This is a genomic window from Bauldia sp. (genome assembly GCF_020442045.1).
Lineage (GTDB): Bacteria > Pseudomonadota > Alphaproteobacteria > Rhizobiales > Kaistiaceae > Bauldia.
On record NZ_JAGRLA010000041.1, the window covers coordinates 1 to 25,616 of the forward strand.

The 25,616-nt window shown below is 67.4% G+C and carries 19 protein-coding genes; 10 read left to right on the plus strand and 9 right to left on the minus strand.

The window, feature by feature from the left end; genetic code table 11:
* Both KDJ86_RS04725 and KDJ86_RS04730 read right to left on the minus strand, forming a co-directional pair.
* A partial coding sequence (locus tag KDJ86_RS04725) for a thiamine pyrophosphate-binding protein (protein WP_291743541.1) occupies positions 1-920 on the minus strand: 920 nt, incomplete at its 3' end.
* 171 nt (positions 921-1,091) lie between these two features.
* Complete coding sequence (locus tag KDJ86_RS04730; RefSeq protein ID WP_291743542.1) at positions 1,092-1,472, minus strand: hypothetical protein; 381 nt, start codon at positions 1,470-1,472, stop codon at positions 1,092-1,094.
* Between the two features lie 115 nt (positions 1,473-1,587).
* Between KDJ86_RS04730 and KDJ86_RS04735 the strand changes: the two genes are divergently transcribed.
* From KDJ86_RS04735 to malQ, 6 genes are all read left to right on the plus strand, one after another.
* A complete protein-coding gene (locus tag KDJ86_RS04735) occupies positions 1,588-2,490 on the plus strand; it encodes a hypothetical protein (protein ID WP_291743543.1) in 903 nt (300 codons plus the stop codon).
* Positions 2,491-2,738: 248 nt separating this feature from the next.
* Positions 2,739-4,763, plus strand: a complete 2,025-nt coding sequence (locus KDJ86_RS04740; protein WP_291743544.1) for an alpha-1,4-glucan--maltose-1-phosphate maltosyltransferase — start codon at positions 2,739-2,741, stop codon at positions 4,761-4,763.
* Complete coding sequence (gene treS, locus KDJ86_RS04745) at positions 4,760-8,110, plus strand: maltose alpha-D-glucosyltransferase (RefSeq protein WP_291743546.1); 3,351 nt, start codon at positions 4,760-4,762, stop codon at positions 8,108-8,110. The genes KDJ86_RS04740 and treS overlap by 4 nt, the downstream gene beginning before the upstream one ends.
* Positions 8,100-10,319 carry a 1,4-alpha-glucan branching protein GlgB gene (gene glgB, locus KDJ86_RS04750; protein WP_291743548.1) on the plus strand — a complete coding sequence of 740 codons (2,220 nt, stop codon included), beginning with the start codon at positions 8,100-8,102 and terminating at the stop codon, positions 10,317-10,319. Before treS ends, glgB begins: the two co-directional genes overlap by 11 nt.
* A gap of 18 nt (positions 10,320-10,337) precedes the next feature.
* Positions 10,338-12,422, plus strand: coding sequence for a glycogen debranching protein GlgX (gene glgX, locus KDJ86_RS04755; protein WP_291743550.1), 2,085 nt, complete (start codon positions 10,338-10,340; stop codon positions 12,420-12,422).
* A complete protein-coding gene (gene malQ / locus KDJ86_RS04760; protein ID WP_291743552.1) occupies positions 12,419-14,308 on the plus strand; it encodes a 4-alpha-glucanotransferase in 1,890 nt (629 codons plus the stop codon). Before glgX ends, malQ begins: the two co-directional genes overlap by 4 nt.
* Positions 14,309-14,395: 87 nt before the next feature.
* On the opposite strand, the gene KDJ86_RS04765 is transcribed toward malQ, so the two are convergent.
* From KDJ86_RS04765 to KDJ86_RS04795, 7 genes are all read right to left on the minus strand, one after another.
* Positions 14,396-14,710 carry an L-rhamnose mutarotase gene (locus KDJ86_RS04765; protein WP_291743554.1) on the minus strand — a complete coding sequence of 105 codons (315 nt, stop codon included), beginning with the start codon at positions 14,708-14,710 and terminating at the stop codon, positions 14,396-14,398.
* Positions 14,707-15,498, minus strand: a complete 792-nt coding sequence (locus KDJ86_RS04770; RefSeq protein WP_291743556.1) for an acetoacetate decarboxylase family protein — start codon at positions 15,496-15,498, stop codon at positions 14,707-14,709. The genes KDJ86_RS04765 and KDJ86_RS04770 overlap by 4 nt, the downstream gene beginning before the upstream one ends.
* Positions 15,495-16,535, minus strand: coding sequence for a Gfo/Idh/MocA family protein (locus tag KDJ86_RS04775; RefSeq protein WP_291743557.1), 1,041 nt, complete (start codon positions 16,533-16,535; stop codon positions 15,495-15,497). Before KDJ86_RS04775 ends, KDJ86_RS04770 begins: the two co-directional genes overlap by 4 nt.
* Positions 16,532-17,251, minus strand: a complete 720-nt coding sequence (locus KDJ86_RS04780; protein WP_291743559.1) for a FadR/GntR family transcriptional regulator — start codon at positions 17,249-17,251, stop codon at positions 16,532-16,534. The genes KDJ86_RS04775 and KDJ86_RS04780 overlap by 4 nt, the downstream gene beginning before the upstream one ends.
* A gap of 202 nt (positions 17,252-17,453) precedes the next feature.
* A complete protein-coding gene (locus tag KDJ86_RS04785) occupies positions 17,454-18,458 on the minus strand; it encodes an ABC transporter permease (protein WP_291743561.1) in 1,005 nt (334 codons plus the stop codon).
* A 13-nt stretch (positions 18,459-18,471) separates the two neighbouring features.
* The gene (locus KDJ86_RS04790; RefSeq protein ID WP_291743562.1) at positions 18,472-20,013 is read right to left on the minus strand and encodes a sugar ABC transporter ATP-binding protein; all 1,542 of its coding nucleotides are present in this window, start codon (positions 20,011-20,013) and stop codon (positions 18,472-18,474) included.
* 321 nt (positions 20,014-20,334) lie between these two features.
* Positions 20,335-21,516, minus strand: a complete 1,182-nt coding sequence (locus tag KDJ86_RS04795; protein WP_291743563.1) for a sugar ABC transporter substrate-binding protein — start codon at positions 21,514-21,516, stop codon at positions 20,335-20,337.
* A gap of 124 nt (positions 21,517-21,640) precedes the next feature.
* Between KDJ86_RS04795 and KDJ86_RS04800 the strand changes: the two genes are divergently transcribed.
* The 4 genes from KDJ86_RS04800 (at position 21,641) to KDJ86_RS04815 (ending at position 25,552) form a co-directional block, all read left to right on the plus strand.
* Positions 21,641-22,288 (plus strand): SGNH/GDSL hydrolase family protein, encoded by a 648-nt coding sequence (locus KDJ86_RS04800; RefSeq protein WP_291743564.1) that lies wholly within the window; start codon positions 21,641-21,643, stop codon positions 22,286-22,288.
* 165 nt (positions 22,289-22,453) lie between these two features.
* On the plus strand, positions 22,454-23,620 hold the full coding sequence (locus tag KDJ86_RS04805; protein WP_291743565.1) for an ABC transporter substrate-binding protein: 1,167 nt from the start codon (positions 22,454-22,456) through the stop codon (positions 23,618-23,620).
* On the plus strand, positions 23,617-24,465 hold the full coding sequence (locus KDJ86_RS04810; RefSeq protein ID WP_291743566.1) for an IclR family transcriptional regulator: 849 nt from the start codon (positions 23,617-23,619) through the stop codon (positions 24,463-24,465). Before KDJ86_RS04805 ends, KDJ86_RS04810 begins: the two co-directional genes overlap by 4 nt.
* A gap of 55 nt (positions 24,466-24,520) precedes the next feature.
* Positions 24,521-25,552 (plus strand): sugar ABC transporter substrate-binding protein, encoded by a 1,032-nt coding sequence (locus tag KDJ86_RS04815; RefSeq protein ID WP_291743567.1) that lies wholly within the window; start codon positions 24,521-24,523, stop codon positions 25,550-25,552.
* Positions 25,553-25,616: the final 64 nt, after the last annotated feature.

A 25,616-nucleotide genomic window follows, 5' to 3' on the forward strand; every position in this document is an offset into this window, starting at 1 on the left:
AGCTCCTCGGCGCCGGGATGGACATGGACGAGCGTCTGGCCGGGCTCGGGAATGTCGATATGGTGGTAGCCGCCGGAGGGTATCTCGCTCATCCGGCCGCCGACGAGGAGCAGGAGATCCGATTCCTTGAGCCGCTGGACGAGAGCCGGATTGAAGCCGAGGCCGAGGTCGCCGGCATAGTTCGGGTGCTCGTTGTCGAACAGCGCCTGGCGGCGGAAGGAGCAGGCGACCGGCAGACGGAATCGCTCGGCGAAGCGGCGCATCCCGGCGACGGCGGTCTCGCTCCAGCGCGATCCGCCGAGGATGACGAGGGGGCGCTTCGCCGCCCATAGCAGCTTCTGGAGCTGGGCCATCTGGGTGAGGCCGGGATAGGTCTCGACCTGGACCCAGGGCGCGGTGTCGGTGACCTCGGCGCGGTCGCGCAGCATGTCCTCCGGAAGCCCGAGCACCACCGGTCCCGGCCGGCCCGACGTCGCCTCGTGGAAGGCGCGGCTGAGGAATTCCGGTATCCGTTCGGCCCGGTCGATCTCGGCCGCCCATTTCGACACCTCGCCGAAGAACGACCGGAAGTTCATCTCCTGGAAGGCCTCGCGCTCGCGCATGTGGCGGGCGATCTGGCCGAGGAGGAGGATCACCGGCGTCGAATCCTGCCGCGCGATATGGAGGCCGGCCGAGGCGTTGGTGGCGCCGGGCCCGCGCGTCGCCATGACGATGCCGGGACGGCCGGTCAGCTTGCCCCAGGCATCGGCGGCCATCGCCGCGCCGCCCTCCTGGCGAAAGGTGGTGACCTTGATCGGCGTGTCATAGAGCGCGTCGAGCAGGGCGAGATAGCTCTCGCCGGGCACGCAGAAGGCGCGCTCGACGTCGTTGAGAACGAGGGCATCGGCCAGGATCTGGCCGCCGGTCCGGGTGGCGGTCATGGGGTCGATATATCCGGTTTCAGGCGGCGTTTCGAGAGCCGCGGGCCGGCAGGGAGAAAGTTATCGTACAAATCCCAGGTCCATGGACGGGCGCCAGGCGGTGACGCCGGCCCGGCCCCAATGGCGATGGTCTAGGGCCGGTTGGGGGCCTCTCCGGTGAGGAAGCGGCGATCAGGCGTCTTCGACCGTCACCACGGTGAAGGTGTGCAATTCGCCGTCATCGTCGCGGATGGAAAGATATTCGCCGGGCAGGAAGCTGTGGCTCGACAGCTTGAATCCGGATTCGTCGCCCTCGTCGCCGTCGATATCATAGGTGAAGCCCCATGAGCCGCCGGGCCGGTGTACGAGATGGCCGACATCGTCTTCCTCGCCGGCCCAGAAGCGGACGACGCGACAGCGGTCGCGATGCTTCTTCCAGCCCTCCGCGTCGAGATGGCCCTCGGCGTCGAGCGGCGCCGTGAAGCGATAGCCGTGGCGGTCGCTGCCATTCGGGAAATCCTTGGTCCGGGCGAGGTTGAGGCGGATCGTCTTCAGGGAATAAGGGTCGCTCATCATTCCTCCAATTTGCTTTGCGACAGCTTAGCAGACCGGCCGGGCCTTTCCACTTCGGGGTTTCCCGTAGCAGGTGGCGCGCATAGAGTATGATTCCGCCGATCGGAGGAAGGAATTGTCCGTCGCTGCGACGATCATCAGCGGGCTTGCCGGCCTGCTTCTGCCGCTCGGCATGGCCACGGGTGCCGCCGCGCAATCCGACTATGCCGAATATCCGACGACCGAATTCGCGGACGGTGCCGACACCGCCTCCGTGACGGTCGGTCCGGTGACGGCGACGATCACCCTCGAGCGGCGGCCGCGGGTCGACCCGGATTTCGACACCCCGGTGCTCACCGTATCGGTCGATGGCCGCGAGGCGCTGGAGGTCGTCGGCGTCGCCTCGGGCTTCGATTTCCCGGCAACGGAAGCGAGCATCGCCGACATCGACCCCGGCAACGGGACGCCGGAGGTGCTGTTCGCCAGCTATTCCGGCGGGGCGCATTGCTGCACCCAGGTGATCGTCGCATCCGAGGTCGACGGCCGCTGGGTGGCGATCCCGATCGGCGAATTCGACGGCGAGGGCGGCTATCTCCAGGACGCCAACGGCGACGGCGTCGCCGAGATCGTCACCTACGACAATCGCTTCCTCTACGAGTTCGGCTGCTATGCCTGCAGCGCGGCGCCGTTGATGATCATCGGGGTGCGCGACGGCCGGGCCTTCGACTTCTCGGCCGAGCCGGCCTTCCGCGCCGCCCATCGCGACTGGCTGCGCCAGCTCGAGGAGGGGGTCGACGCGGCCGATCGATGGACGTCGCCGGGCTTCCTTGCCGGATGGGTGGCGGCGAAGATCAGGGCCGGCGAGGGCGACGACGCCTGGCGGCAGTTGAATGCCAACTGGGACCTCGCTTCCGACCAGGGCGAGGAGGTCTGCCTCAAGCCAATGGATATCGAGGATTGCCCGAAGCCGAGCCGCGTGGTGCTCAGCTTCCCGGAACGTCTCAAGCTCTTCCTGAAGCGCACCCGGTATCTCTCCTGATCGTCTCCGGTCTCGCGGGGGCGCACGGCCTTTCGCCTATCGGCGCACCATGCCCGACATCCAGGGCGGCCACGGCGAGGCGAACCCGGCTCGTCGGCGGGCGAAGGTATCGCCGGGGAGTTCGATGGCCTTGCCTTTGGCCGCGATCGTTCCACCTTGAACGGCCATGCGGATTCAGCCAGCATGAGGTTATGGGCAGTGCTCCGAAGACCGCCAATGTCAGCAGGAAGAGGGACGCGGCATCGACCGTGAAGCGTCCCCGCCGCGCCCGTCCCGAAGCGCCCGCGGTCGACCTTGGTTTGGCGGAGCTCGCGGCCAATCGCGTCGCCATCGAGGCCGTTTCGCCCGAGATCGATGCCGGCCGCTTCCCCGCCAAGGCGGTCGCCGGCCACCCCTTCGTCGTCGAGGCCGACATCTTCTGCGACGGCCACGATTCGATCGCGGCCGCCCTGCTCATCCGCCGCGCCGACACCACCGGGTGGCGCGAAATCCCGATGAGTCCCATCCACAACGACCGCTGGCGCGGGACGACCGTCGTCGAGGACAACGCCCGCTACGTCTACACGGTCATCGCCTGGCGCGACCTGTTCGAAAGCTGGCGCGAGGAGGTCACCAAGAAGCACGCCGCCGGTGTCGATATCGCGCTGGAGCTGACCGAGGCGCGAAACCTGCTGGTCCACACCCGCGACGCGGGTGATCGCGGCAGCGCCGCCGACCGCGAGGGGCTCGAGGCCCTGATCGCGTCCATCGACGCCACCGACGGCAAGGCCGGGCGGCTCGATATCCTGCTGTCGGCGGAGGCCGCGGAGCTGATGCGCCGGGTGGCGATCAGGACCAACCTTTCCCGCCACGAGCGCGAGCTGCCGCTCACCGTCGATCGCGAGGCGGCGGCCTTCAGCGCGTGGTACGAGCTGTTTCCCCGCTCGATGTCCGACGATCCGGGGCGTCACGGCACCTTCGACGACGTCGTCGCCAAGCTCGCTTACGTCCGCGATATGGGCTTCGACGTGCTCTATTTCCCGCCGATCCATCCGATCGGCACCGCCTTCCGCAAGGGCAAGAACAATACGCTGGAGCCGGGGCCGGACGACCCCGGCAGCCCCTATGCCATCGGCTCGCCCGACGGTGGGCATGAGGCCATCCATCCCGAGCTCGGCAGCTTCGAGGATTTCACCCGGCTGATCGCCGCGGCCCGCGACCACGGGCTCGAGATCGCGCTCGACTTCGCCATCCAGTGCTCCCCCGACCATCCCTGGATCAGGCAACATCCCGAGTGGTTCGACTGGCGGCCGGACGGCACGATCAAATATGCTGAGAACCCGCCGAAGAAGTACCAGGACATCGTCAATGTCCACTTCTACCGGGAAGCCTTCCCCGCCGTCTGGTACGCGCTCCGCGACATCGTCCTCTTCTGGGCCGGACACGGCGTCCGTATCTTCCGCGTCGACAATCCGCACACCAAGCCGTTTCCATTCTGGGAGTGGATGATCGCCGACGTCCAGGCGAAGCATCCCGACGTGATCTTCCTCGCCGAGGCCTTCACCCGGCCGAAGGTGATGAAGCGGCTCGCCAAGATCGGCTTCACCCAGTCCTATTCCTACTTCACCTGGCGCAACACCAAGGCGGAGCTGACCGACTACCTGACCGAGCTGACCCGGACCGAATGCCGCCACTACATGCGGCCGAATTTCTTCGTCAACACGCCCGACATCAACCCGGTCTATCTGCAGACCAGCGGCCGGCCGGGCTTCCGGGTCAGGGCGGTGCTCGCCGCTGCGCTCGGCGGTAGCTACGGCGTCTACAGCGGCTTCGAGCTCTGCGAGGGGACGCCGATCCCGGGCAGGGAGGAATATCTCGATTCCGAGAAATACGAGATCAGGGCATGGGACTGGGACCGCCCCGGCAACATTCGCGCCGACATCGCGCTGCTGAACCGGCTGCGCCGCGAGAGCCCGGCGATGCGGGATTTCACCAACCTCGCCTTCCACAATGCCTGGAACGACAACATCCTCTATTTCGCGCGCTCGACGCCGGCGAAGGACGATTTCCTGCTCTTCGCCGTCAACCTCGACCCGCATAACGGACAGGGCGCCGATTTCGAGATCCCGCTGTGGGAGTTCGGCCTTCCCGACGAGGCCGCGATCGACGCGCGGAATCTCGTCACCGGCGAGGATTTCGTCTGGCATGGAAAGACCCAGCATATGTGGCTCGATCCGGATGCGTTTCCCTACCTGATCTGGCGCCTGCTGCCCTTCGACGGAGCGCGCGCATGAGCATCGGCAAGGCGGGCGCCGACCGCGCCGCGGCAGTCAGGCGGGGGGACGGTCGCATCGATCGGACCAGGAGCGACTGGTACAAGGACGCCGTCATCTACCAGCTCCACATCAAGGCCTTCTTCGATTCCAACGGCGACGGGGTTGGCGATTTCGGTGGCCTGATGCAGAAGCTCGACTATGTCGAGAGCCTCGGCGTCGACGTTATCTGGATCCTGCCCTTCTACCCGTCGCCGCTTCGTGACGACGGCTATGACATCGCCGATTATCGCTCGATCAACCCGACCTACGGGACGATGCGCGACTTCCGCCGCTTCGTCTCCGAAGCCCATCGCCGTGGCATTCGCGTCGTCACCGAGCTGGTCATCAACCACACCTCCGACCAGCATCCCTGGTTCCAGAAGGCGCGGCATTCCAGGCCCGGCTCGGCGGCGCGGGACTTCTACGTCTGGAGCGATACCGACGAGAAATACCAGGGTACCCGGATCATCTTCATCGACACCGAGAAGTCGAACTGGACCTGGGACTCGGAGGCCCAGGCCTTCTTCTGGCACCGCTTCTATTCCCACCAGCCCGATCTCAATTTCGACAACCCCAAGGTCCTCGCCGAGGTCAAGCGGCTGATGCATTACTGGCTCGACATGGGAGTCGACGGGCTGCGGCTCGACGCCATCCCCTATCTCGTCGAGCGGGAGGGCACCAACAACGAGAACCTGCCCGAGACCCATGCCGTCCTCAAGGAGATCAGGGCGGAGATGGACGCCCATTATCCCGATCGCATGCTGCTCGCCGAGGCCAACCAGTGGCCAGAGGATACCCGCCCCTATTTCGGCGAGGGCGACGAGTGCCACATGGGCTTCCACTTCCCGCTGATGCCGCGGATGTACATGGCCCTCGCCCAGGAGGACCGCCACCCGATCACCGACATCATCCGCCAGACCCCGGAGATTCCGGAATCCTGCCAGTGGGCCATCTTCCTGCGCAACCACGACGAGCTGACGCTGGAAATGGTGACGGCGGAGGAACGGGATTACCTCTGGCGCACCTATGCCCGCGATTCCCGCGCCCGCATCAATCTCGGCATCCGCCGCCGGCTGGCGCCGCTGCTCGACAACGACCGGCGCAAGATCGAGCTGATGAACGCGCTGCTCCTGTCGATGCCGGGCACGCCGGTGATCTATTACGGCGACGAGCTCGGCATGGGGGACAATTACTTCCTCGGTGATCGCGACGGCGTCCGCACGCCGATGCAATGGTCGGGCGACCGCAATGGCGGCTTCTCCCGCGCCAACCCGCAGCAGCTCTACCTGCCGCCGATCATGGACCCGGTCTATGGGTTCGAGGCGGTCAATGTCGAGGCGCAGCAGAACGAGGCGGCCTCCCTGCTCAACTGGATGCGGCGGCTGATCGCGGTTCGCAAGCAGCACAAGGCCTTTGGCCGCGGCACGCTGAACATCCTCTATCCGAGCAACCGCAAGGTCCTCGCCTATGTTCGCGAATATGACGGCGAGCGGATCCTGTGCGTCGCCAACCTCTCGCGACAGGCGCAGGCGGTCGAGCTCGACCTGTCCGCCTACAAGGGCTCCGTCCCGGTCGAATTGACCGGCGGGGCGCCTTTCCCGCCGGCCGGCGACCTCCACTACATGCTGACCCTGCCGGGCTTCGGCTTCTTCTGGTTCCTGCTAGCGGAGGAGGCCGACGCGCCGCGCTGGCATGTCCAGACCCCCGACCCGCTGCCGGAATTCATCACCCTGACGGCGCCCGCCGGCCGCCTCGCCAGGGCCCTGGAGGGGCGGGAACTGATCCAGCTCGAGCGCGACGCGCTTCCCGGTTTCGTGGAGCGCCAGCGGTGGTTCGCCGACAAGGGCGCCGCCGGCCGCCGCGTCGGGGCGACGCCGATCGGCAGCATTCCGGGTGAACAGAACCAGCTCGTCCTGCTCCACCCCGACAGCGATGGCGAGGAGGCGGCGACCTATTTCATGCCGCTGACCGTGCTGTGGGGCGAGGAGAACCTCCATTTCGGCGCGCCGAAGCTCTCCTACACGCTGGCCAAGCTTCGCTATGGTCCCAATCTCGGAGCGCTGCTCGACGGTGCTTTCGACGAACGCTTCCACCGCGACCTGCTTGCCGCCATCATTGCCGGCCGCGACATCGAGATGGAGGCCGGCCTGCTCCGCTTCAAACCGACGGAATCGTTGCGGCGGCTCGACCTGTCCGGCGAGCTGCGACCCGCCGGTGTCGAGCAGAGCAACGTCTCCTTCGTGGTCGGCGCCGAGGCGATCGTCAAGGTCTACCGCCGGCTGCGCGACGGCGAGCAACCGGAGATCGAGATCGGCCGCTTCCTGACCGAGATCGCCGGCTATGCGAACACGCCGGCCTTCCTCGGCGCCGCCGAGTTCGTTCCGGCCGACGACGGCAAGCCGATAACGCTCGCCTCGATCTTCGCTTTCGTCCGCAACCAGGGCGACGCCTGGAGCGTGACGATGGGGGCGCTCGACCGCGATCTCGAGGAATTCGGCCTGCAGCTTCGGGAGCCGGAGGAGGGGGTCGCGGCGGAGGAGCCGCCGCCTTTCCATCATCCGCTCGACCTCGGCGGCAAGCTCGGCCGCCGCACCGCGGAGCTTCACGCCGCCTTTGCCGTTCCGACCGGCAATCGCGCCTTCCGGGCCGAGGCCCTCTCTCCCGCCGACGTCAAGCGGTGGATCAAGGCGGCGACGACCGAGGCGAACCGCACCATCCAGGCGGTGGCAAAAGTGGCGCAGTCGCTTCAGGAGGAGAGGGATCGCGCCGCCGCCGCCGCCCTGCTCAGGGCGCGCAGGACCGTCATCGAGCGGATCAACGCGGTGCGCGACCTGCCGATCGACGGCCTGAAGACGCGCATCCACGGCGACTATCATCTCGGCCAGGTTCTCGTCGTCGAGGACGACCTGATGATCATCGACTTCGAGGGCGAGCCGCGTCGCGCCGTTTCCGAGCGGCGGCAGAAGACCTCCCCGCTTCGTGATGTCGCCGGAATGCTGCGGTCCTTCGACTATGCAGCGTCGTCGGCGATCGACAATGTCCGCCAGCGCACCAGCCGCGAGGATGAGACGATCGAAAAGCGGGCGACGGCCTGGCGCGACGAGGTGAGCCGCGACTTCCTGGCGGCATATTGGCGGGTGGCGGACACGATCGGCGTGCTGCCCTCGCAGCAGTCGACCCGCGATGGCCTTCTCGATCTCTTCCTGATCCAGAAGGCCGCCTACGAAATCCGCTACGAGGCGGCGACGCGCCCGTCGTGGATATCGATCCCGATCCGCGGATTGCTTGGCATCCTGACGAAGGAAACCGAGACCCATGGCACGTAAGGCTGCGAACCTCCCGACCTGGCGGCCCGATGACGCGACGATCGACGCGATCGTCCAGGGCCGGCATGGCGACCCCTTCGCCCTGCTCGGCATGCACACCCACACCAACGCGCCGGTATCCGTGCGGCTGTTCTCGCCGGGGGCCGAGGAGGCGAGGATCATCGACAAGGCGAGCGGCAAGGACGTCGCGACGCTGGAGAGGCTCCATCCCGACGGCTTTTTCGCCGGGCCGGTGCCGCGCCGCCGCAAGCCGTTCCCCTATCTCGTCGAATTCACCAATGCCGCGGCGAGCTGGCGCATCGAGGATCCCTACCGCTTCCCGTCCCTGCTCGGCGATATCGACGTCCATCTGATGGGCGAGGGGCGGCACCGCCGCATCTACGATCATCTCGGCGCCCACCAGCGAATCCTCGATGGTGTCGAAGGCGTCACCTTCGGCGTATGGGCGCCGAATGCACGGCGCGTCAGCGTTGTCGGCGATTTCAATTTCTGGGATGGCCGCCGCCACCCGATGCGCAAGCATCTCGGCATCGGCGTCTGGGAGATCTTCATCCCCGGCGTCGGGCCGGACGCCGTCTACAAATACGAGATCCTCGGCGCCGATGGCGTGTTGCGGCCGCTGAAGGCCGACCCGATCGCCTTCGCCCAGGAGAAGCCGCCGGCAACCGCCTCCCGCGTCGTTCCGCCGGCCGCCTATCAATGGTCGGATGAAGCCTGGCTCGCGGCGCGGCAGGAGCGCCAGGGCCTTGGCGCGCCGGTGTCCGTCTACGAGGTCCATCTTGGCTCGTGGCGGCGCAAGGAGGGTAACCAATACCTGAGCTACGCCGACCTCGCGGACCAGCTCGTCGCCTATGCGACCGACATGGGCTTCACCCATCTCGAACTGATGCCGGTGTCGGAATATCCCTTCGACGGCTCATGGGGCTATCAGCCGATCGGCCTCTTCGCGCCGACCAGCCGCTTCGGCCCGCCGGCCGAGTTCGCCCGTTTCGTCGATCGCTGCCATGGCGCCGGCCTCGGCGTCATCATCGACTGGGTACCCGCCCATTTCCCGACCGATGCCCACGGCCTGATGCGCTTCGACGGGACCGCGCTCTACGAGCACCAGGATCCGCGTCTCGGCTTCCACAGGGACTGGAACACCCTGATCTACAATTTCGGCCGCAACGAGGTCCGCAACTTCCTCATCGCCAACGCGCTCTTCTGGCTCGACCGCTTCCATATCGATGCGCTGCGCGTCGACGCCGTCGCCTCGATGCTCTATCTCGATTATTCGCGCAATCCCGGTGAATGGATCCCGAATGTCCATGGCGGCCGCGAGAACCTGGAGGCGATCGCCTTCCTTCGCGAGCTGAATACGGTGACCTTCGGCGACTATCCCGGCACCACCACCATCGCCGAGGAATCGACGTCATGGCCGCAGGTGTCGCGTCCGGTCGACGGCGGCGGGCTCGGCTTCGGCTACAAGTGGAACATGGGCTGGATGCACGACACGCTCGAATACATGAAGCACGAGCCGGTCCATCGGAGATACCACCACCACCAGATGACCTTCGGCATCCACTATGCCTATAGCGAGAATTTCGTCCTGCCGCTCAGCCACGACGAGGTGGTCCATGGCAAGGGCTCGCTGATCGGCAAGATGCCCGGCGACGCCTGGCAGAAATTCGCCAATCTCCGTGCCTATTTCGGCTTCATGTGGACCCACCCGGGCAAGAAGCTGCTCTTCATGGGCGGTGAATTCGCCCAGGAGCGGGAATGGAACCACGACCAGTCGCTCGACTGGCACCTGCTCGATCATGCGCCGCATCGCGAGGTCCAGGCGCTCGTCCGCGACCTCAACCACCTCTACCGGAGCCTGCCCGCCCTCCACGTCAGGGACGCCGACCCCGGCGGCTTCGAATGGGTGGAGGCCACCGACGCCGATAACAGCGTCTACGCCTATCTCCGCTTCGGCAACCAGGGCGATGCGCCGGTGCTGGTGGTCTGCAACTTCACCCCGGTCGTCCGCGAGGGCTACCGGCTCGGCGTTCCGCGGGACGGGCGGTGGGTCGAAAGGCTGAACACGGACGCCGCCGCCTATGGCGGTTCGAATGTCGGCAACGGCGGAGCGGTCGTCGCTGAATCCACACCTTGGCAGGGCAGGCCGGCCTCGCTATCTGTGACACTCCCTCCTTTGGCGACGGTGGTCCTTGAGCATTCCGCCTAGCCGCCTTCCGTGGAGATCATGACGATGCTGCGCCTCGAGCCCGGCCTGCCTCACCCCCGAGGCGCGACCTGGGATGGAGCGGGAGTGAATTTCGCGCTCTTCTCGGCCAACGCGACCAAGGTCGAGCTATGCCTTTTCGACGCCAATGGCCGGCGCGAGACGGACCGCATCGCCTTGCCCGAATACACCCACGAGGTCTGGCACGGCTACCTGCCGGACGTCCGTCCCGGGCAGCTTTACGGCTATCGCGTCCATGGCCCCTACGAGCCGTCGGCGGGCCACCGCTTCAATCCCAACAAGCTGCTGATCGACCCCTATGCCAAGGCGCTGCGCGGCGAGATCCGCTGGCACGATGCCTGTTTCGGATACCGGGTCGGCTCGCCGCGCGGCGACGTCCAGCCCGACCGCCGCGATTCGGCTTTCGTCGTGCCGAAATGCGTCGTCGTCGATACCGCCGCGACCTGGGGCCCGGACCGCCCGCCCGAACACAAATGGGCCGACACCATCGTCTACGAGGCCCATGTCGAGGGGATGACCGCGGCGCGCAAGGATATGCCCGAGCGGATTCGCGGCACCTTCGCCGGCCTCAGCGACCCCGGCGTCATCGACCATCTCGTCAAGCTCGGCGTCACGGCGCTCGAGCTGATGCCGATCCAGGCCTTCTTCGACGACCGCTACCTGGTCGAGAAGAAGCTGGTCAACTACTGGGGCTACAACACCGTCAACTATTTCTCGCTGGCGCCGCGCTACCTGTCGCCCGGCGCGGGCATCGACGAGTTCAAGGTCCTCGTCCGCCGGCTGCATGACGCCGGCATCGAGGTCATCCTCGATGTCGTCTACAACCACACCGCCGAGGGCAACCACCTCGGCCCGACGCTCTCCTTCCGCGGCATCGACAATGCCAGCTACTACATGCTGGCCGAGGACAAGCGCTATTATTTCGACGCCACCGGCTGCGGCAACACGGTCAACCTCCGCCATCCCCGCGTGCTGCAGATGGTGATGGATTCGCTGCGCTACTGGGTCGAGGAATACCACGTCGACGGCTTCCGCTTCGATCTCGCCACCTCGATGGGGCGCGAGCATGATCACTTCGATCCCAGCGCCGTCTTCTTCGACGCGGTGCGCCAGGACCCGGTGCTGCAGCGGGTGCGGTTGATCGCCGAACCCTGGGACGTCGGTCCGAACGGCTATCAGCTCGGCAATTTCCCGCCCGGCTGGGCTGAATGGAACGGACAGTATCGCGACAATATGCGGAGCTTCTGGAAGGGCGACGACGGCCGGATGCCGGCCTTCGCGGGCGCCATCCTCGGCTCCGCCGGTCGCTTCGATCACAAGGGGCGCAAATCCTGGGCGAGCGTCAATTTCGTCACCGCCCATGATGGTTTCACCCTCGCCGACCTGTGGTCCTATAACGAGAAGCACAACGAGGCGAACAAGGAGGATAACCGCGATGGCCACGACGACAATCGCAGCTGGAACTGCGGCGTCGAGGGGCCGACCGACGATCCCGCGATCCTCCGCCTTCGCGATCGCATGCGCCGCAACGTCATCGCCACGCTGCTCCTCTCGCAAGGCACGCCGATGCTGCTGATGGGCGACGAGGTCGGCCGCACCCAGAAAGGCAACAACAACGCCTACTGCCAGAACAACGAGATCGCCTGGTATGCCTGGAACGGTGTCGGCGAGCGCGAGGAAGCCTTCCAGGAATTCGTCCGCGGCATGATCGCCGTCCGCAAGCGCCACCCGGTGCTGCGCTCGCGCGCCTTCCTCCATGGCCACAGTCTCGACGACAACGGCACCCGCGACGCGGTCTGGTATCGGCCGGATGGCGCCGAGATGGACGCCGCCTCCTGGGGCGACGGCCGCGCCAAGGTCGTCGGCCTCCTCCTCAGCCAGCCGGGCGAGGAGCTGTTGATCATCGTCAATGCCTATCATGCGCCGATGCCCTTTGCCTTGCCGAATAGCAGGGCGGGGGGATGGCGGGTGACGGTCGATACGGCAACGGGTGAAATCGACCCGGCAGGCCGGCGGATCGCCGCCGAGGCGTCGATCGAGATCGGTGGCCGCTCGCTGCTCCTGCTTTGCGGGAAATGCGGATGAGCGCCGGGGACGATCTTCTCGAGCTCGCCGCCCGGGCCGGCATCGACCACGATTTCATTTCCAAGACCGGCCGGACGGTGACGGCGCCGGACGTCGTCATTCGCGCGATGCTCGCCCGGATGGGGATCGCCGCGGAGACCGAGGCCGATGTCGCGACCAGCCTCGCCATCGTCGCGCCGATGAAGGACGCGGCGCTCGAGACGCCGCCGGACGCCCTCTGCCATGTCCCCGGCTGGCTGCGGGACGGCCGCTGCTGGGGCATCGCCTGTCAGCTCTACAGCCTTCGCTCGGCCCGCAACTGGGGTATCGGCGATTTCGAGGACCTCGCCCGCATGGCCGAGGTCGCGGCCGCTGCGGGCGCCGACTTCCTCGGCGTCAATCCGCTCCATGCGCTGTTCATCGCCGCGCCCGAGCGGTGCAGTCCCTTCTTCCCGTCGAGCCGCCAGTTCCTTGACACGGTCTATATCGCTATCGACAGGGTGCCCGGCGCCGAAGCGCTCGGCGATGCGCTGGAAGCCCCCGGCGATCTCCGCTCGGGCGAGTTGATCGACTATGCCCGGATCGGGCCGGTCAAGCGCAAGGCGCTCGGTTTCCTGTTCCGGGTCTTCGAGGATCGCGCCGCGGAGGAGGATACGGCCGATTTCGCCGGCTTCGTCGCCGAGCGCGGCCGCTCGCTCTATCTCCACGCCCTGTTCGAGGCGTTGTCGGAGGAGATGGTCGAGCGCGGCCACGGGCCGACCTGGCATGGCTGGCCGGAGGCCTATCGCGACCCGGCTTCCGACACCGTCCGCGCCTTCGCCAATGATCATGCGGCGAAAGTCTCGTTCCATAGCTGGCTGCAATGGCTCGCCGACCGCCAGCTCGCCGCCGCCCAGGCGCGGGCGATCGCCGCCGGCATGCGGATCGGCCTCTATCTCGACCTCGCGGTCGCCGTCGCGCCGGACGGGTCGGACACCTGGGCCGATCGCGACCTCGTCGCGTCGGGCGTGCGGATCGGCGCGCCACCGGACTATTTCAACGCCGCCGGACAGGACTGGGGCCTGGCGCCGCTGTCGCCCGGCGGGTTGATCGCGCACGAGTTCAAGCCCTACCGGCAGGCGCTCGACACGGTGCTCCGCCACGCCGGCGCGCTGCGGATCGACCATGCCATGAGCCTCTACCGGCTCTACTGGATCGCCAACGGCTTCGCGGCGCCGGATGGCGTCTATGTCCACTATCCCTACCAGGCGATGGTCAGGACGCTCGCCGAGGTCTCGCGTCATCGCCGGACGATCGTCATCGGCGAGGATCTCGGCGTCGTCCCGCCGGGCTTCCGCGAGGCGATGCGCGCCGCCGAGATCCAGGGCTACAAGGTGCTCTTCTTCGAGAAGGAGGGAGACTTCTTCCTGCCGCCGGAGAATTATCCCCGCGAGGCGATGGCCTGCATCACCATCCACGACCTCCACACGCTGGCCGGCTGGTGGCAGGCCCGCGACCAGGTCGTCCTCGATGCGGCGGGGGTCCTGCAGGCGCACGATCTCGGCGATCTCTTCGAGCGGCGCGCCCATGAGCGGCGGCGCCTGCTCGGCCTGCTCCACGACAAGGACCTGCTGCCGGATTCGATGATCCCGGTGATGCGTGCCGAAGCCGAGCCGGCGCCTGAATTGCCGGCCGAGGTGGCGGTCGCGGTGCATCGGCTGGTCGCCCGCTCCCCCTGCCGGCTGGTCGTCGTCGCGGCGGAGGACCTTGCCGGCCAGGTCGAGCAGGTCAACGTGCCCGGCACCGTCGACGAGCACCCGAACTGGAAGCGCCGGTTGCCGGTCGCGATCGAGGATCTCGCCGGCTTCCCGATGTTCGATGCGCTCACCGCCGCAATGCGCGAGGAGCGGCCGCGGCCGGAAGGCTGAGCCGGACCCCGGGCAACGCCGGTACCCGGGCGCGGTCGGTCCCGGGCGTGGTCAGTCCCGCCGGGGCGGCCGGTCCCGGCGCGCGGGTCAGTCCATGTGCCACTGCAGCGGCAGCAGGAAGGGGAAGCCGCGCTGCTCGTCGACCTCGATCTTCATCACCGGCGCCATCCATTCGCTCCACCTGGCGTTGACCGGATCGTCGCGGAGCCTGGCGATCGTCGCGTCGAGGTCGTCGGTCTCGAAATAGCCGAAGAGCGTCAGGCCGTGCCGGAAGATCGAGTAGTTGCGGATTCCGGCCGCCGTCAGCGCCTCCAGCATTTCCGGCCAGATTTCGTCATGCCGCTTCTTGTATTCCTCTTCGTAGCCCGGCCGGACTTCGAGCACCCAGGCATATTGGCTCATCCCGTCTCTCCCAGATAGTCGTGAATGATGCGTCCCTCGACCAGGGTGAAGTCACCCCGCCAGTGGAAGCTGTCGAGCATGTCGACGACCGGCAGCCGGTGCACCGGCGCCTGGGCGTTCGGCCGGAGCTCGACGGTCGACGTTCCGCTCCAGCATTCGTGGACGGCGACGTCGGCGAGGCGCCGCGCGGTGAGCTGGCGGATTGCCGGTCGGCCGTCGATATGGTCGACCGCCTTGAGGTTGATGTTCTCGGCGAAGTCGAAATGGCGGCTGAGGCTGTCGAGGCTGTCGCGGCGCTGCTTGTAGGCCATGGTGCCGGTGATCACGTCGATGCCGTTCCGCGACACGGTGCCGACGACGAGGTCGCCGCGGTGTTCGATCCTCGGCTCGCCGAGCTTCTTCGGCTGGCCATGGACCTCGCGGCCATGGGCGACGCCGACATCCGAGGAAAGGAACAGATAGGGCGAATAGGAGCCGGCAATGCCGGTGCCGGGCAGCCGGCAGCCGACCGAGACGTTCGACTCGCCGTAGGGGCCTGTCCATTCGGTGTCGTTCATCCGGTAGATATGGGCGACGGCCACGTCGCTGGTCGCCTCGAGCGGTGGCGGCAGCAGGCGCGCGACCGCCGCCTCCGTCGTCCGCCACGCGAGCGACAACACCTCGACGTTCCGGAAGCTGAAGGGGAAGGGCGGGATCGTCGGCGCATCCCATGGCGTCGAGAAGCCCGGCGCGAGGATGTCCTCGACGGTCAGGCGGTCGATGCCGCCGTTGCGCAGATCCTTGCTCACACCGCTTCCATCCGGCCGCTCGCCGCCGAGCGATACATCGCGTCGAGCACCTCGATGGCCCGTAGTCCGACCAGTCCCGGCGCGCCATTGTCCGTCGGTCTTCCGAGGCACAGATCGACCAGCACGGCGAGCGGCTCCTCGCAGGAATAGGCGCCGTCGCCCGGCGACAGGGCAATCACCTCGTCGTTGCCGTCGCGGCGGCGCAGCTCCAGCCGCTCGCGTTCGATGTCGAGGACGAGCATGCCCCCGCTGCCGAAGATGCGGAGATCGATCTGCACCGGCCGGCCCTTGGGCAGCGTCGCGGCGCCGGAGAGCGATCCCGTCGCGCCACCGGCGAAGCGGACGGCCGCGGCGTCGTAATAGTCGACGTCGGCCGGCGACTGGCCGGTGATGGCGAAGACCTCCCTCGGCTCGAGGTCGACGACGCGGAACAGGAGCCCCAGCGCATGGACGAGCTGTCCCCAGCCGAAGCCGCCGGCCCGCTTCGGGTCGGCCCAGGTCGAGGGCGGCGGCCGGAACATCGCGCCCTCGGTTTCGAGCATCGGCTGGCCGGCGAAGAGGTCGTCGAGCGCGTTGGCCATCTGCAGGATGATGTGCTCGACCCTGCCGACCCCGGCGACCAGCCGCGCCGCTTCGGCCGCCATCGGCTTGAAGTTCCAGCCATAGGGGACGACGATCTCGCGTCCCGCTTCCTTCGCCGCGGCGACCAGCGTCCGGGCCTCTGCGGCTTTGGTGGTCAGCGGCTTCTCGACGAGGATGTGGCACCCCTTTTCGAGCGCCGCCATGGCATGCTCGAAATGCAGGATATGCGGCGAGGAGATCACGACACCGTCCATCTCGACCGTGTCGAGCATCTCCCGGTAATCCTCGAATCCCTGCGCGATGCCGAACTGCGTCTGCACCGCGGCGAGCTCCGGCGCGCCCAGCCGGTTGACGGCGACGACCTCGCAGTCGGGGTTGGTCTGGAGCAGCGGGATGTGGTTGACCACCGCCCACCATCCCGCGCCGATGACGCCGATCCGCGCCTTGTCGCTCATTCCCGGCCTCCCATCGCGTCGAGCGTGGTGAGATGGACATTCCGCAGATGCCGGATCATCGCCTTCTCCGCGGCGTCGGCGTCGCGGGCGGCGAAGGCGGCGACGAGCTCCTCGTGATCGGCCAGCGACCGCCGCAGCACGCCGGGCGTCTCCGACGCGGCGCGGCGATATTCCATGCCGAGCACATAGAGCGAATGGGAAACGCGAACCAGAAACGGATTGCCGGTCGATTCCATGATGGTCTGATGGAATTCCAGGTCCGAGACCCGGAAGCCGAGCGGATCGTTCACGAGATCGGCCTGAAGCTCGACCATCGACCGGAGCCGCGCCAGGTCCGCCGCCGAGAGCCTCTCCGCCGCCATCCGGGCGATGCCGCCGTCGACCAGGGTGCGGGATTCGTAGAGGGCGGGGGCGTTCTCGGTATTGAGCGTGATCAGGAATTGCAGCGGCGCCAGCAGGTCGGCCGCGTCCAGCGACGAGATGAAGGCGCCGCCGCCCTGCCGCGACTTGACCACCCCGAGGATCTGCAGGCCGCGCAATGCCTCGCGCAGGCTCGGCCGGCTGACCTGGAGCATCTGGGCGAGGTCGCGCTCCGGCGGCAGCTGGTCGCCGGGCTTGAGGTTCCCGGTCCGCACCAGGTCGAGGATCTTCTTGGCGACCTGGTCGGCGACGGAGTTCCGCTCGACGGGTGAAATGGCGGCGAGTGCGTCGGTCATGGCACCGGCCTCGATACGGCCCGCTTGGTGCGTCCTTCGAGGCGCGGGCTTTGCCCTCGCGCCTCGGGATGGCTCGGGAAGTGTTCGGCGTTGGCCGACGCATTCCGGGCGTCGCCCGACCTCGCCATCCTGAGGTGCTCGCTGCAAGGCGGCGAGCCTCGAAGGACGCAAGATGGTGTCATCGCCACGGCCCGGCCCATCGTCATTCCCCCAGGGCTCGCGTGCGGATCTGGTCGAGGCTGACCGCGAGCATCAGCACCACGCCCTTGGTCACGTCCTGCCAGAAGCTCGACACGTTGTTGAGGGTGAGGCCGTTATTGAGCGTCCCGAGGATCAGCACCGCGAGCAGCGTCCCCCAGACGCTGCCGCGGCCGCCATAGAGGCTGGTGCCGCCGAGGATGATCGCGGCGATGACGGTGAGGAGGTGTGGCGAGGCCGCGGCCGGGGCGGCGGCGCCGAGCATCGCGGCGAGCATCAGCCCGGCCACCGCCCCGGAGATGCCGGAGAGGATGTAGAGCGCCATCTGCACCCGCTCGACCGGCAGGCCGATCAGCCGGCTCGCTTCCGGGTTTCCGCCCACCGCGTAGACGAAGCGGCCGAAGCGGGTGCGGCGGAGCAGGATCGACAGGGCGATGAAGACGACGATCATCAGGATCGGCGGAAACGGGATATCGGCGATCCGCCCCTGGCCGATCCAGTTGAAGCCGGGGACCATCAGCGGCTTGGTCAGGCCGCCGGTGAGGATCAGCGCCGCCCCCGAGACGATGCTCATCATGCCGAGCGTGACGATCAGCGGGTTGAGCCGGAGCCGCGTCGTGAACAGCCCGTTGACCGCGCCGACGAAGGCGCCGAGCGCGATCGCGGCGACCGCCGCGAGCCAGATGTTCCAGCCATAGTCCCCGTGCAGCACCGCGATCAGGACGCCGACCAGGCCGGCGATCGCCGCGACCGACAGGTCGAGCCCGCCGGCGATGATCAGCGGCGTGCCGGCCGCCGCCATCAGGCCGATGAAGGCGATGTTGGAGCCGATCGCCATCATGTTGCGCACGGTCATGAAGAAGGGCGAGATCAGCGAGAAGACGAGGAGGAGGAGCAGGTAGAAGACGAGCAGCATCACCACGCCGGAGGACGGGCGGCCGAGGAAGGTCAGGAACGGACCGCGCGACGAGGCGGGGCTTGCGGCGGGGCGATCGGTGGTGGTGGTCATGGCGAGCGTCCGTTCATGCGGCGTTGAAGGCGGGATCGTTGGTGGTGGCGGCCATCAGCTCCGCCGGCAGCGCGCCCTTGTCGAAGCGGCCGACGATCCGGCCCCGGTCGAGCACCAGCGAGCGGTCGGAGATGCCGGCCACCTCCTCGACGTCCGACGAGAGGACGAGGACGGCGAGGCCGCGGTCGGCGAGCGCCCTGAGTTCCATGTAGATCTCGCGCCGTGCGCCGACGTCGACGCCGCGGGTCGGCTCCTCGAGGATCAACAGCTTGACGCTGTCGACCAGCCAGCGCGACACGCAGACCTTCTGCTGGTTGCCGCCCGACAGCGTCCGCATGGTCTGCTCCGGGCCCCGGGTGCGGATGCCGAGCAGGTCGATCCAGCGCTTCGCCTGCTCGGTCTCGGCGCTGCGCGAGACGAACAGGCCCTGGACGTAGCGGTCCTGGAAGGGGGCGACCATGTTCTCGCGCACCGTCAGGTCGCCGATGATGCCCTCCTGCTTGCGGTCGGCGGCGACGAAGCCGATGCCGCGCGCCTTGCCCCTGCCCGCCGATTCCGGCCGGTAGGCGGTGCCGGTCATCAGGATGGTCCCCCTGGTCGCCGGCCCGAGAGCACCATAGACCGCGCGGCCGAGCGTCTCGATGCCCGAGCCGATCAGCCCGAAGACGCCGACGATCTCGCCGGAGCGCACGGCCATGTCGATAGTGTCGAGCTTGCCCGGCACGCTGAGCCCGCTCGTCGTCAGCACCTCCTCGCCGGCGTTGCCGCCACCGGCGAAATCGTAGAGGTCGTCGGCGACCCGGCCGAGCATGGCGGCCAGCACCTCGCCGCGAGAGGCGGCGGCGGTGGTGAAGAGCCCGGCATTGCGTCCGTCGCGCAGCACCGCGATGCGATCGGATATCTCGAAGACCTCGTTGAGGTAATGCGAGATGTAGATCACCGCGACCTGCTGCTCCTTGAGGCTTTGTATGATGCGGAAGATCAGCTTCGCTTCCTGCTCGGTCAGGGCCGCGGTCGGTTCGTCCATGACCAGGACACGCGCCTGTCCGGCCAGCGCCCGGGCGATCTCGACGATCCGCTGCTCGGCGACCGACAGCCGCTTGACCAGCGCGTTGACGTCGATCGATGCGAAGCCGAGCTGGTCGAGAAGCGCGCGCGACTGCTTGTTCATCGCCCGGTCGTCGACCATAGGGAATCCCGGTCCGGCCCTGGTCGGCAGATCGGCGAGGGAGATATTCTCGGCGACCGTCATGTCGCCCATCACCGAGATTTCCTGGGGCAGCAGCCGCACGCCCGCGGCGACCGCGGCGCGCGGGTCGGCGAACACCACCGGCTCGCCGTCGACCTTCACGGTGCCGGCGTCGCGGGTGTAGACGCCGGTCAGGATCTTGACCAGCGTCGACTTGCCGGCGCCGTTGGAGCCGAGCAGCGCCATCACCTCGCCGGGCGCGACGGCCAGCTCGACGTCGGAGAGCACGGCGACGCCGCCGAACGACTTGCCGATGCCGCGCATCTCGAGGCGCGGCGGGGTGGTTCCGGGTGTTTGGTCAGCCATGAATCAATACCAGGAAACGGGAGCGCCCTCCTCTCCCGGAGGGGGTGAGGATAGCGAGACCTGTTTCGCGAAGCGAAGCCCGGTCGAGCTTGGTGAGGGATTATGGAAGCCACCAATCGAGGCGCTGTCGACCCGGTACCTCATTCTGGTCTCTCCCACAATCCCCCGCCAACTCCGCCTGGGGCCGGCTTCGCCGGTAAGGCTCCGTATCCTCTCCTCCTCCGGGAGAGCAGGGTGCCGCGCATAAGCTGCGACGACGCCGGGATATGCATGGTCGCGAGGGAGGGCCGGACCGGCCGGCCCTCCGTTCCGGGTCCGGGCCTATTCGGTCGGGATCAGCTCCAGCGCATCGGCCATCTCGGGCGACTGGCGAATCTCTTCCAGGTGCTTCTCGAAGGCCGCCTGCGGGAAGTCGATCGTCATGCCCGCGCCCTCGACGCAATCGAAGTCGGGGTAGAATTCGCAGACGTTGCCCTTGTCGACCATGACATGGGTCATCAGCACCGTCGGCGGCAATGCATTCCCGGCGAGCTCCGACAGCGCCATCGGGATCAGGAAGTTGCCGTAGCGCTCGGGGAAGTAGCCGACCGAAGCGACGAAGCTGGGCTCGGCCATCATCGTGGCGAGTTCGTCGGCGCCCATGCCGACCGCGATCAGGTCGTCTTCGCGGCCCGCCTGCTTCACGGCGCGGATCGTGCCGGTGGTGGCCTGGTCGTTGATCGCCGTGGTCATGATCGGCACGCCCTCGGGAATCCGGCCGAGCACGTTGTTGGTCTGCGCGAAGCTTTCCTCGAGTGTGTTCTTGGTGTCGATGGTGATGACGTGGTCTTCGGGGAAGCCTTCGACGGTGGCGAGGAAGCCGGCAAGCTGGCCGCCGGTCCGCATCGCCGGAACCGCGCCGGACTGCGGCAGGTCGCCGAGGATGAAGTAGCCTTCCCTGACCTTGTCGGCGCCGAACTTGGCGATCGCCGCCTGGCCCAGATAGACGCCGCCCATGTAACCCGATTTCGGGTTGTTGGCGCCGAAGAAGGTCGCGCCCGGCATCGGGATGTCGATGGCGATGACCTTGATCCCGGCATCCGCCATCTTCTGCATGATCGTCGCGCCGAAATTGGCGTCGGTCTGGAACTCGATGACGAAATCGACGTCGCGGTTGATGAAGCTCTCCGCGTTGGTCAGCGCGGTGGCGCCGTCGAGGTTGTTGTCGGCGACGACGACCTCGATCCCGGCCGCCTCGGCGTTCTCGAGGATGCCCTTCTCGACCTTCGAGCAGAAGGAGATGCCACGGTCGAGGTTGGCGAAGGCGATCACGTATTTGTCGCCGTTCTTCGGCGGGCTCTGCTTGATGGCGTCGACCACCATCGCGCCGAGCGCGTCGGCGGAGAGCATCTCGCCGGAGAATCCGGTCGGCGTGAAGCCGTGGAAATCCTGTGCCGGGGCGATCGCCGTGGTCAGCGCCAGGGCGGCGCCGGACAAAATCATGCGGACAGCGTGCAAGCGCATAGTATCTTCCTCCCAGGTAGGCTGACCTTGTTTGTAATTGGTCAGACCAGTTAAGTTCTCTGCATTGATAATCCGCGATCGGCGTTTTGCCAAGCGGCTTGCAACGCGAAGGAGGGGAACGCCGATGGCCACAATCGTCTGCTACGGGGATTCGAACACGTGGGGCGCGGTCCCGCTGCCGGAGCGCATGCTGCCCGAACGCTTCTCCCCGGCCGAGCGCTGGCCGGGCGTGCTGCGCGACAAGCTCGGCGCGGGCCATACGGTGATCGAGGAGGGCCTCAACGGGCGCACGACCTGCCTCGACGATCCGATCGAAGGCGTCCACAAGAACGGCCTGAAGCACCTGCCGGTCATCCTCGAGAGTCACGCGCCGATCGATCTGCTGATCATCAAGCTCGGCACCAACGACCTGAAATATCGCCTGTCGATGTCGGCCGGCGATATCGCCGACGGCGCCGGACTCCTGATCGACAAGGCAAGCAGCCTGGTCTGTCCGCCTCACGGCCGGGCGCCGGCCGTCCTGCTCATCTCGCCGGCGCCGCTCGCCAGGCTCACATGGCTCGCCGGCATGTTCGAGGGCGGTACGGAAAAGTCGCTGAAACTCGGCAGCGAAATGGCCCGGGTCGCGAAGGAGCGCGACGTTGCCTTCCTCGACGCCGGTACGGTGGTCACGTCGAGCCCCGTCGACGGCATCCATCTCGATCGTGACGGACAACGCATGCTCGGCGAGGCCGTCGCCGCCATCGTCCCGACGATCCTGCCGGGCGCCTGACAACCAGCCGCGGCGGACCATCGCGGCGACGCGTCCGTGGGCCGCGCCTGCTAAGTCGCGCGATCAGCAAGTAAAAAAATTACTTGCATATGTGAAAATGCCCTCATAGCCTGATGACACACCGGCGCAAGACCGGACGCGAAGACGTCTTGAGGGGGGATGTGCATGGGGGTTGCGCTCAAGGGACTGGCTTGGGACCACCGTCGTTGCTGGGGTCCTCTCGACGCGAGCATTCCCGCCTACACCGCCGCGCATCCCGACCTGACGATCGAGTGGGATCGACGCAGCCTCTACGAATTCGGCGAAGGCCGCATCGAGGACGTGGTGAAGACCCACGACCTCGTCGTTTTCGATCACCCCTTCATCGGCGAGATTGCCCGCGACGGGCTGCTGGTCCCCTTCGATCCCTGGCTCGATGCCGGGACGCGGCGCGCCTTCGAGGCCGATTCCGTCGGCCGGTCGTGGCAGTCCTACCAGGCCGAAGGACGGCAATGGGCGCTGCCGATCGACGCCGCGGCGCAGGTCGCCGCCTATCGTCCGGATCTTCTGACGGATTACGGCGATCGGGTGCCGAGGTCACACGAGGAGGTCCTGGCGCTGGGGCGGCGCCTGACGGCGAAGGGACAGTGGCTCGGCCTGCCGCTGGTTCCGACCGACGCCATGTGCCTGATCATCACAGGCGCCGAATCCGCCGGCCATCGCATCGGCGCGTCGCCGGACGTGTTTCTCGCTCCCGGCGCGGTCGCCGAGGTGGTCGATCGCCTTCGCGACCTCGCCGCCCTGTCGCATCCCGACTCCTGGTCGTGGAATCCGATCCGCTGCTTCGAGCACATGATCCACAACGACGACGTGGTCTATGTGCCCTTCGCCTTCGGCTATGTGAACTACGCGTCGCGGACCGAAGAGCCGTATCTGCTCTTCGCCGATATTCCGGCGGCCCCGCCGCACGGCGCGCTGCTCGGCGGCGCCGGCATCGGGGTCAGCAGCCTGTGCCGGCACCAGGACGAGGCGATCCGCTACGCGCTCCATCTCTGCGGCCCCGAATTCCAGCGCGGCGAATACGTCACCGCCGGCGGCCAGCCCGGCTCGCTCGCCGCCTGGACCGACCCGGAGGTCAACCGGGCGACCCGGAACTTCTTCGCCGATACGCTCGCCACCCTTCAGGGGTCCTACCTGCGCCCGACCCGTCCGGGCTTCCTGCCCTTCTTTCGCGAGTGCACCCACAAGGCGGTGGCGGCGATCAGGGGCGAGATACCGGCGGGCGAACTCGCCGACTGGCTGAACGCCCGCCATGCCGCGACCAGCGGCGCTCTCGACGGGAGCCCGGCATGAACGACGACGCCCGCATCCTGTCCCTTGAGGAGGGCGGGCCGGCAGCGGCGCGGAAGGGCCCCGCGCGCCCCGTCTACAAGGCGCCGGCGGCGGAGAAGGCGCTCGACATCCTCGAATTCATGGCCGACCGCCCGGACGGCGTCACCCAGACCGAGATTTCGCTCGGCCTCGGCCGGTCGATCCACGAGCTCTACCGGATCATCCAGCTCCTCGAGAAGCGCGGCTATCTGGTCCGCGCCCCGAAGTCGGACCGCTATCGCCTCTCGCTGAAGCTCTTCGAGCTCGCCCACAAGCATCCGCCGGTCAACCGCCTGGTCGACGCGGCGCTGCCGGTGATGCGCGGGCTCGCCCAGGATTCGGACCAGAGCTGCCACCTGGTCGTGCTCAACGGCCTGCAGGTGCTGATCGTCGTCCAGGTCGAATCGCCCCTGCCGATGCGCTATTCGGTCGCCCTCGGTTCGCAGTTCCCGGTGCTTGAGACCTCGTCCGGGGCGGTGCTTCTCGCCAGCCGCCCGCAGCCCGACCGCGACCAGTTGATCGAGCGGCTGCTGGCGGTCGATCCGCGGGCCGGCGGCGCCGACCTCGGCGAGCGCCTCGCCGCGATCGACGGGCAGGGCTACGAGATGCGCGCCTCGCTCGCCGTCGAAGGCTGCACCAATATCGCGCTGCCCGTCCGCGACCATACCGGCCGGACCGTGGCGGCGCTCACCGTACCCTATCTGCCGCAGACCCATGCGCGCTTCGACCGCCAGACGGTCCTCAGGCTGGCGCAGGCCGCGGCGATCGAAATCTCGCGCGCCCTCGGCGCTCCCGACAACACCGGCGGATCCGCCGATGGACCTTGAGAGCGGCCGCCCTTTCAACCCCCCTCGCAGGCGCGAGACAACAGGGAGGAAGACCATGCAGAAAATACTCTTCGCAATGCTGGCGGCCGGTACCGCGCTGGTCGCGGTCTCGGCCGTGCCGGCCAGCGCCCAGGACACGCCGAAGCGCATCGGCTACGTCGTCAACTACGCGACGCATGAGTGGTACCAGAATGTCATCAAGGGCATGAAGGACCACGCCGCCGAGATCGGCGCCACGGTCGAGGTCAAGGATGCCAATCTCGACGTCGCCAAGCAGGTTTCGGCCGCCGAGGACTTCATCGCCCAGGGCGTCGACGTTCTCATCCTGACCCCGGTCAACGAGGAAGGCGTCGTGCCGCTGCTGCGTCGCGCCAAGGCCGCCGGCATGCCGGTGGTGCTGGAAGGCAACCCGGTCAAGGGCATGACCACCATGGTCGCGATCTGCGACTATGACACCGGCTACGACGCCGGCGTCGCGGCCGGCAAATACGCCAAGGAGAATCTCGGCGGCGTCGCCAAGGTGATGAATGTCGGCCTGCCGCTGCTCTCGGCCACCGTGCTGCGCTCGCAGGGCTTCATGGACGGCATCCAGACCGAGATCCCGGACGCGGTGATGGTCCATGACCTCGATGGCGGCGGCAACCCCGACCGTGCGCTCGAGGTCTCGACCGCCGCGCTTGCCCAGAACGATGACATCAACATCATCTACGGCATCAACGACTCGTCGTCGCTGGGCGGTCTCCAGGCCTGGAAGGCGGCCGGCAAGTCGCAGGACGGCCTGCTCGTCGTCGGCACCGGCGGCGAGGGCCTCGCCTTCATCAACGCGATGGAGAACGAGCCGTCCTACCGCATCGAGGCCGCGATGTTCCCGGAAAAGAACGGCTACACCGCCATCGACGCCGCGGTTAAGGTCTTCAACAATGAGGAAGTGCCGCCGCACATCGTCAGCCCGACCGCGCCGATGATCGGCGACGAGTGGTCCAAGTATTACGACTATGACGGCACCACCCGGTCGATCAAATGGGACGCGGTCAACGCGCTCGTTCCGCCGGCGAAGTGCACCAAGACCGCGGCCGACCTGAAGTAGCGTCCGCGAGGAGCAACACCGCCCGGGGCCCCGTCGTGGCTCCGGGTGAAGTCCGGAAGATGGC

Excerpts from the sequence above, each read along its gene's own strand:
- KDJ86_RS04785 (WP_291743561.1), bottom strand. The coding sequence starts at position 18,458 with ATGACCACCACCACCGATCGCCCCGCCGCAAGCCCCGCCTCGTCGCGC.
- malQ (WP_291743552.1), top strand. The coding sequence starts at position 12,419 with ATGAGCGCCGGGGACGATCTTCTCGAGCTCGCCGCCCGGGCCGGCATC.
- KDJ86_RS04800 (WP_291743564.1), top strand. The coding sequence starts at position 21,641 with ATGGCCACAATCGTCTGCTACGGGGATTCGAACACGTGGGGCGCGGTC.
- KDJ86_RS04730 (WP_291743542.1), bottom strand. The coding sequence starts at position 1,472 with ATGAGCGACCCTTATTCCCTGAAGACGATCCGCCTCAACCTCGCCCGG.
- KDJ86_RS04780 (WP_291743559.1), bottom strand. The coding sequence starts at position 17,251 with ATGACCGACGCACTCGCCGCCATTTCACCCGTCGAGCGGAACTCCGTC.
- KDJ86_RS04790 (WP_291743562.1), bottom strand. The coding sequence starts at position 20,013 with ATGGCTGACCAAACACCCGGAACCACCCCGCCGCGCCTCGAGATGCGC.
- KDJ86_RS04795 (WP_291743563.1), bottom strand. The coding sequence starts at position 21,516 with ATGCGCTTGCACGCTGTCCGCATGATTTTGTCCGGCGCCGCCCTGGCG.
- KDJ86_RS04810 (WP_291743566.1), top strand. The coding sequence starts at position 23,617 with ATGAACGACGACGCCCGCATCCTGTCCCTTGAGGAGGGCGGGCCGGCA.
- treS (WP_291743546.1), top strand. The coding sequence starts at position 4,760 with ATGAGCATCGGCAAGGCGGGCGCCGACCGCGCCGCGGCAGTCAGGCGG.
- KDJ86_RS04815 (WP_291743567.1), top strand. The coding sequence starts at position 24,521 with ATGCAGAAAATACTCTTCGCAATGCTGGCGGCCGGTACCGCGCTGGTC.
- glgX (WP_291743550.1), top strand. The coding sequence starts at position 10,338 with ATGACGATGCTGCGCCTCGAGCCCGGCCTGCCTCACCCCCGAGGCGCG.
- KDJ86_RS04805 (WP_291743565.1), top strand. The coding sequence starts at position 22,454 with ATGGGGGTTGCGCTCAAGGGACTGGCTTGGGACCACCGTCGTTGCTGG.
- KDJ86_RS04765 (WP_291743554.1), bottom strand. The coding sequence starts at position 14,710 with ATGAGCCAATATGCCTGGGTGCTCGAAGTCCGGCCGGGCTACGAAGAG.
- KDJ86_RS04775 (WP_291743557.1), bottom strand. The coding sequence starts at position 16,535 with ATGAGCGACAAGGCGCGGATCGGCGTCATCGGCGCGGGATGGTGGGCG.
- glgB (WP_291743548.1), top strand. The coding sequence starts at position 8,100 with ATGGCACGTAAGGCTGCGAACCTCCCGACCTGGCGGCCCGATGACGCG.